This window comes from Streptomyces sp. PA03-6a, from assembly GCF_033792765.1.
GTDB lineage: Bacteria > Actinomycetota > Actinomycetes > Streptomycetales > Streptomycetaceae > Actinacidiphila.
In genome coordinates, this window is the sequence record NZ_JARAVK010000353.1 from 1 (window position 1) to 7,300 (window position 7,300).

Here is a 7,300-nt window from a genome sequence, read left to right on the forward strand (position 1 = left end):
AAAAGGGGATTTGAGTTTTAGAGAGGTTTCTGGGGCTCGGAAATTTGTTTAAGAGACAGGGATGGGGCTGAGGTGGTGGATCGGGGGTCCGGCTGTTGTCGTCGAGAAGCAACGTGAGCAGCGGGCCGTTGAGAGTGTTGGTGTCGAGCACTGCTTCAGTGTGCTGGGCTACGGCTTTCAGTACGGGTACCAGGCCTGGATACTCCGTGCCCGCGGCGTCGAGCTGTTGTTGCACCAGGTCCCACCAGTGGTGGGGCGCGGGTGGTCTGGTGCTGGCGAAGCCGGGCTCGAAACGCTCGATGCACTGCCCGTCACGCCAGTAAGCGAAGCTGTTCATGCCATCGCCGCCCCGCAGGACGCTGAAGGTCTCGGTGTCTTGAGACAGTGCCGTCAGCGGGCCAGGCATCACGCCCATGACCCCGTATTCCTCGAAGCAGAACGCCCAGGTGCCCAAGGTCCCGGCCCGCAGCACCGAGCCGTCTGTCCTGCTGAGCTGAGCGGCTTGTTGCCGATTGAGGAGCCGGGCGGTTCGGCTGTCGGCTCCGTACCGAGCAAGGACGTCATACGATGTAATGCCGCGGGTGAAGCTCGCGCACCACATCCCCATGCCAGGATCGGCAGCCCATGCCCACGGTGTGGGCGAGGAGTCTTCCACGTGATCTCCTTCAAGCTTTCTCGTAGGAGGGCCCCGGGAATCATTCTCGGGGCCCTCCGTGGTGCGGGGTAATCAGGCGACGACGTTGACGTTGTACTTCTCGGTGTCCAGGACGCGCTGGCTCTTTACGAAGGCCCCGTACTTGCCGCCGGCGGACTGGTTGGCCGGCAAGGCGACGTGAGCCCGTACACACGGCTCGTTGAAGGTGACCGGCTTGTCCGTACGGGCCTCGTAGAGCATCCACTGGCCGTTCTGGAACAACGGGACGATGTCGGCGCACAGAGCACCGTCGGTGCCCCCCTCGAACGAGCCGGCGAAGGGGAACTCGTCGCACGAGTCATCCGGTACGTACTGCGGGAGCAGGACGAACGGGTCACTGCTCTGGGCCCCGCACGTACGTGCCCGGTTGGCATCGTTGAGTCCGTCCGCCCGGCTCAGCGGAGCCCAGTCACGAAGATTGGCCTGGGCAAATCCGTAGGCGGCCGCCGCCGCGCCGTGATTGGGGTCGGAGAGCGAGTACTCCAGAGCCGCCCTTCTTTCAGGGATAACACATCCCGGCGTTGCAAGCTCTGCATCGCATCGCAGCTTCGCCTGGACTGGGCTGTCCCAGTTGACGTTGGGCTGCGTGGGAATGCTGCTCGTGGTGGTGACGTACATGTGGTACTTCGTCTGGAAGCTGTCCGACGCGCCGGCAGCGACGCTGCTGGTGTAGGTGACAGATCCGGACGCTTGCGCGCCTACGCCCAGAGCCCTGGCACCCGTCCAGGGACGGTTACTGGTCGCGGAGCACGTCGAGGTACAGGACACATCGAAGGACACGTTGAGGCTCGTCACCTGTCCCGTGACGGCGATCACCCTGACGGTGATCAACTCGTTCCAGGTCACGCTGGTGGCGCTGAGATCCATGCTGCTCTTCACGTCCATCAGGCCGGTGCCCAAGACCGCGCCCTTGTCGTTCCACAGCGTGTAGGTGACCTCCTGACCGTTCAGACACATGCCGCCGGTCCGGGTCCAGGTCCAGTAGCCCGGCTGAGTGATGTCGCAGGCTTCGGAATCAGCGGTCTCAACCGTCCGCGCAGTGACAGGGCGGCCTGCTGTCAGCGGTCTGGTCTCGACACACGCTATGGCCGCGCCGCCGAGGGCTGCTCGCTCGGAAGTTGCGATAGGGGAGCACGACTTTCCGGTGCCGATCTTCACCTGGCCCTGTCCCGATTCCGGGGCTGGGAGGTCGGCGGCCTTGATGGTTTCGAGCGCCTGGTACCCGGGATCATCGGCTGCGCTAGCACTCCCGGTGACAGCGAAGGACACGGTGGCTACCAGCGAGGCAGCCACCGCAACTACGCGCCGCATGCGGCTCATCAGCTTCCTTCCCGTTGAACGGACATACACGGCGTGCACACGTTTGCGTACAAGCCGTGAAGGACCGTAACGGGTGAGTCACACCCATAGCACGCTTGATCGAAAACTTGGCGTTCGAAGATCGTTCCTTGGCTTGCGCGACACCCTTGCGGCCGACGTTGCTGCTGTGCGCTTGACGCTCACGCCCGTCAACAAAACGACCGATTGATGAGCAAGATCGGTAAGCGAGAGATTGCAACCGGATCGGCGCCGGATCGTGCCCATCAAACGGTGTCAGAAAGTCCATGTGCTCAAGAACTTGAGGGGCACCCTTTTCTGTACGATCTGGCGGGTGCAGCCACCCCAGGACGACGACACCGCCGATCTTCTCGCACCCGTTCCGGCCGTACGGACTGGCAGCCTCGTGGGATACGCACGTGTGTCCACCAAGGGCCAGTTGCTCGACCGGCAGATCCACGCACTCAACACAGCGGGCTGCATCCGGATCTTCTCCGACAAGAAGTCCGGCAAGAACGCCGAACGCGAGGAACTATGGAAGGCCCTCGACTACCTCCGCGAGGGCGACACCCTCGTCGTCCCGTCACTGGACCGGCTCGGCCGCTCCATCCAGGACCTCATCGCGATCGTGTCCGGCCTGCGCAAGCGCGGCATCGGCTTTACCTCGCTACACGAAGCGCTCGACACGACCACGCCCGGCGGGCGCCTGGTCTTCCATGTGTTCGCGGCGCTCGCGGAGTTCATCCGCGAACTCATCGTCCAGGGCACCAACGAGGGCCTGGACGCCGCGCGCGCCCGAGGTGCCCGCCTCGGCCGCCCGCCGGCCTTGACCGACGAACAGGTACGTCACGCCCGCGACCTGCTCGCCCGCCCGGAGAACACCGTCACCTCGATCGCGAAGCTCCTCGGCGTCTCCCGCAACACCATCTACAACTACCTGCCCGAACTAAAGGGCGGCCGTTTCGCGCTCGCCGAGTCGACCAACGCGGCAGAACTGCCCCGACCGTCTAGGCCAGCGGACTGATCATCGCTGTTTGCGGCTGGTGACAGCGTTCATACCGGCACCCCATGAACGACCACATCGGTGCGCTGCTCATGGGCATCAACTGGTACTGCGACTTCCTATCCCCTTAAGACGAACTGGACAACGTGACCGACCCGCCCCGCTACCGCCTCGACCTCATCATCGACCGCAGCGGAGAACGGTGATCCCCTACCGCTAAAACCGGTTCCGATACTCCCCGGACCCCTATCCGCCGCCGGATGCCGCCAGGCGGTCACACCGCCATCCGAGCGTGATGGCGGCGGCTCACGGGGCGGGCCGCCGAGGCTGGGAGGCCCGGAGCCGGTACACACCAGAGCCCGCACAGGCTGACAGCCATCCCCCGGCCGCTGACGGCCGGGGGATCTCACGCTGTGTGATCTACAGTCGCCTACTCAACGACGAACTGCGGGCGGCATTACTCCCGTTCGATGCCTATTTGTACCAGGCGCATCTCCGGAGCCCCCTGGTTGGGTGGCTCTGTGGGTCTTGTGCTGGTATCCGTACAGATGTGCGTTTACCTGTGTCAGTAGGTCACGGCCCCATTATCAAGACTGGTTCCGGTTGTCAGGCAGAGTGACGTTTTCTCAGCGAAATGATCTTCGCGAAGCGATGTGAACCACCCTGTTCGTGAGCAGGTAGGGCGAACCCGCCCCGGAGTTGGGCAGACGTGAAGCCCCTGGTAGGACGGTTCTCACCACAAGATCGTCCGCGCAACCAGAGGCTTCACGTTGGTCACCTATGTTGCCATGCTCGACGTCCCGCGCCATGTCGTGGACCACCTGTCCCGGCTGCTGGCCGCGCACCGGCGCCGGATCGGCACACCGAGGGGCTCGCGGGCACTGGGGCCGTTCCGTCAGGCGGTGTTGGTGCTGCGCTGGTTCCGTGAGCGCGGCTGCGTGCACTGCCTGGCCCGGGACGCCGGTGTCTCGCAGGCCACCGGCTACCGCTACCTTCACGAAGGCATCGACGTCCTCGCCGACCAGGCCCCCGACCTGCACGAGGTCCTGGACCGCTGCCGGCGCGACGGCATGACACACGTGGTCCTGGACGGCACGCTGATCGAGTCCGACCGCGTCGCCGGGGCCCGCGAGAACGGCAACGACCTGTGGTTCAGCCAGAAACACAAGGCGTTCGGCGGGAACGTGCAGTTCCTGTACGCCCCGGACGGCACCCCGCTGTGGGTCTCCGACGTCGAGCCCGGCTCCACGCCCGACATCACCGCCGCACGCATCCACGCCCTCCCCGCTCTCTACAAAGCCGCGGCCGACGGCCTGCCCACCCTCGCCGACAAGGGCTACATCGGCGCCGGCATCGGCATCCATGTCCCCGTCCGACGCCCCAAAGGCCGCTCCGAACGGGCGCTGCACGCGGACACACAAACCACGAACAGCCTGATCAGAGGCATCCGTGCGCTCGGCGAACGCGCCGCCGCCGAACTTAAACAGCGCTGGCGCACCCTGCAGCACGTCACCCTCAGCCCCACCAGGATCGGCGACATCGCCCGCGCCGCCCTCGTCCTCAACGAAAACTGGAAATGATCACCGTTGAGAAAACGTCAGTGTACTGACTTTTCGTCTATTCCGGATTCGCAGCCCTGATGTGTCGAATTTCCAGATGCTTGTTAGCACGAGGTCGAGCTTCCGACGAACTTGAGGGAGCTGATTTGGTCGTTGTAGTTCGGGATGAAGGAGACCTGTTGCCAGGCTCGAACGAGCAGCGAGTTTCCCCGGTAGGTGGCATCAGTGTACAGGCAGGCATTTTGCCCGGTGTTGTTGACGTAGGAAGTCATTCGGTCATTGAAGGTGTGCCACCCGGCAGTCTCCCTCGCGAGTCTGACCTTGGCGAAGTCGTCGATGCTGCTGTAAGTTCCCATCGACCAAAGGCTGGTGGTAAGGTCCGACCAATTTAGACTCGTTCCGTCCTGGTAATCCTTGTCTCGCCAGCCGCAGAACTTGTTCTCACTGCATGATCCCACACCGTCGTGGATGTGAAGGTTCGGGATATCGGTCGCAGATGCTGGTGTAGTTACACCGAGGATTGTTGCCGAGGCGGCGGCGCCGACAACTATGAGCCTTCGAAGCCAGTTTCCCCTACGGAAAGACATCATGTCCATTTTCTCCTTCGCGTGTCTGTAGGTTCGAGGCGCAAATCTTCCACTGAAGATCGGCGGCGTTGCAATCTCAGCTCCATAGTTTCGCAACGGGCACAATCTGTGTTGCCCCGCTTCGCGTTACCACGCGGAATCTCCGGATCTGTACGGGCGGTGCTGTCTGGCTACCGAATCGCTCGTGGTATTAGAATCTGCCCGAATGTAACCTGCCAGAGTGAAGTCGAACATCATTGAACTAGGATGTCATTTCCATGAACCCAGGCGCCGTTCTTGATGATGGGTCAGGCGGGGAGGTGTCGTTCCTGACGGTGCGGCATAAAAGTTCCACTATTTGCTGATCGTCCTGTTTCTGGGGGTCTGCTGCACGATCGGGTGACATCTTGACCTGCCCAACCTCTCAGGTTCCAGTTTTGGTGGCTAACTGACAGCCCTTCACGGAAGGCTGGCAGTCATGCCTCCTCCCTATCCTCCGGAGTTCCGGGCGCGCCATCGCGCTCATCGGCGCCGGCAAGCAGGCCAAACAGACGGCGGTGGAGCTCGGCATCCATCCCGTCACGTTGTCGAAGTGGTTGCGGCAAGACGACATCGACAACGGGCGGCGACCGGGAACGCCGTCGAGCGAGTCTGCTGCGTTGCGGGCCGCTCGCCGGCGGATCCATGAGCTGGGAACCGAGCTGGCGATCGTCTGGCAGACGGCAAAGTTCCTCGGCGAGGTCAAGCCGGCCCCGAAAGTCTCTACCCGGTGATCGACCGACTCGTCGATGCCGGGGCACCGGTCAACAGGTGCTGCCGGGTACAACGACTACGAAATCCTGGCCCATCTCTCGGAGTCTCCCAGGCACCGGATGCGGATGGGCGATTTGGTCCGCGCCACCCTGCATCACAAGAGCCGGGTGTCCCAGCAGGTCAGCCGCAGGGCAACCGCTGGCCTGCTCCGCCGAGAGATATGTGAGTCCGACCGGCGCGCGCAGGATGTCGTGCTCACCGAGCAGGGCTGGGAGACTCTGCGCACGGTTGCCCCGTGCCATATCGCTGCCGTCCGGGAGCACTTCATTGACCTACTACCCGCCGACCTCCCTGCCGCCCTGTGCAAGGTCCTCGCCCCGGTGGCGGAGCACTTGCGTGCGGTGCGCGGCAACGGCAGACCGGGCACCGCACGCCCCCGTGGCGCAGCCAGAGCGTGACGTTAAGTCAGCCCCAGCGTTCACCTGCCCGATCCCGAAGTCGGCTCCGACGCGAATGCCTTACCTGGTCAAGCAGCTCAAGCGCACCCAGGCTGCAGCCAGTTGCTCAAGATCTAGCAGCGGTCCGTGGAGCGTTACGTGAAAGACCAGATCAAACGGCCATGGATCTGGCCGCCCGGATGGGGCACGGGGTACGCCAGCGTTGGCGGCCGAAGGTTCGAGCCCGCGCCAAGCAGGCTGCGGCGACCACTGGCGGGATCGTGATTGACACCCGTGCCCGCTTCGGCTTCACCGCCGCCCCGCAGCACAGACGACGCCCGCCTCCGCCTGATCGCCCGAGCACTACCTCTGGGGTACGCGGCCCGCCTTCTCCAGGCCCAGGACCAAGGCGCGGGCGAGCAGCAGCTGTGCGCGATCGCAGCCGAGGGCCTGCAGAGATGTGCTTCCGTGATCCCGGCTGGCGCGCGGCGGGTTTGTAGTTGGAGTTAACGGACATCGACTACGTCGACTTCGCGCTGTAGCAGCGGGTTCTGGGAGAGCCGGGCTCCGGGTGCGGCAGGAGCAGACCCGCCCCCGCGGTGGATTCCGGCCGCACCCGGCGAGCGATGACACTACCGCGTTTCATCCCCGGAAAAGGCAGCGGTCACCTGTTTGCCTAGAAGGGTTAAATTGGCGCGCTTACCGTTCGGCGCCTGCATTAGATTGCGTGTCGTGGATTTTCTATACATCCGGCTTTCGGTGGGCTTACGGGTTCCTGAGGGTCTGTGGTTCCGGTGTCTGCGGGAATTGTGGCTATTGTGCTCAACTGGCTCGGGCTGCCGGCGTGGTGTGTGGGCCCGGGGTGTGGGTGCCGCCGACTGCGGCGAGCCTTTACTGCCATGGTCTTTCTGTGTTGGCCGTGCTTGCCGTGTTGCAGGGGAGGGTGGGGCGTTGAGTATTAAGTTGCCGAG

5 protein-coding genes and 3 pseudogenes are annotated in these 7,300 nt (G+C 63.8%); 5 read left to right on the forward strand and 3 right to left on the reverse strand.

Translation table 11 applies throughout. The features are described 5' to 3' along the window. Both PV350_RS42635 and PV350_RS42640 read right to left on the reverse strand, forming a co-directional pair. Positions 1–655: DUF6461 domain-containing protein (locus PV350_RS42635; protein WP_500338762.1), on the reverse strand; the 655-nt coding region annotated here is incomplete at its 3' end. A gap of 72 nt (positions 656–727) precedes the next feature. After that, positions 728–2,014 carry a hypothetical protein gene (locus PV350_RS42640; RefSeq protein ID WP_500338763.1) on the reverse strand — a complete coding sequence of 429 codons (1,287 nt, stop codon included), beginning with the start codon at positions 2,012–2,014 and terminating at the stop codon, positions 728–730. Between the two features lie 331 nt (positions 2,015–2,345). Between PV350_RS42640 and PV350_RS42645 the strand changes: the two genes are divergently transcribed. Both PV350_RS42645 and PV350_RS42650 read left to right on the forward strand, forming a co-directional pair. Then, complete coding sequence (locus PV350_RS42645) at positions 2,346–3,035, forward strand: recombinase family protein (protein ID WP_500338765.1); 690 nt, start codon at positions 2,346–2,348, stop codon at positions 3,033–3,035. A gap of 749 nt (positions 3,036–3,784) precedes the next feature. Then, entirely contained in the window at positions 3,785–4,594 is an 810-nt protein-coding gene (locus tag PV350_RS42650) for a transposase family protein (RefSeq protein ID WP_500338766.1), read from the forward strand. A gap of 83 nt (positions 4,595–4,677) precedes the next feature. On the opposite strand, the gene PV350_RS42655 is transcribed toward PV350_RS42650, so the two are convergent. Next, positions 4,678–5,169 carry a peptidase inhibitor family I36 protein gene (locus PV350_RS42655; RefSeq protein ID WP_500338768.1) on the reverse strand — a complete coding sequence of 164 codons (492 nt, stop codon included), beginning with the start codon at positions 5,167–5,169 and terminating at the stop codon, positions 4,678–4,680. A gap of 448 nt (positions 5,170–5,617) precedes the next feature. On the opposite strand from PV350_RS42655, the pseudogene PV350_RS42660 reads away from it, so the two are divergent. The 3 pseudogenes from PV350_RS42660 to tpg all read left to right on the forward strand — a co-directional run. Beyond that, positions 5,618–5,983: pseudogene (locus PV350_RS42660) on the forward strand (transposase); the annotation flags it as partial. Continuing rightward, positions 5,964–6,350, forward strand: a pseudogene (locus PV350_RS42665) (MarR family winged helix-turn-helix transcriptional regulator); the annotation flags it as partial. The pseudogenes PV350_RS42660 and PV350_RS42665, both read left to right, overlap by 20 nt. Further along, positions 6,331–6,829 (forward strand): annotated as a pseudogene (gene tpg, locus PV350_RS42670) (telomere-protecting terminal protein Tpg). The pseudogenes PV350_RS42665 and tpg, both read left to right, overlap by 20 nt. Positions 6,830–7,300: the final 471 nt, after the last annotated feature.

Bases quoted from the DNA above. Each gene is read 5' to 3' on its own strand.
- PV350_RS42640 (WP_500338763.1), bottom strand. From the start codon at position 2,014: ATGAGCCGCATGCGGCGCGTAGTTGCGGTGGCTGCCTCGCTGGTAGCC.
- PV350_RS42655 (WP_500338768.1), bottom strand. From the start codon at position 5,169: ATGGACATGATGTCTTTCCGTAGGGGAAACTGGCTTCGAAGGCTCATA.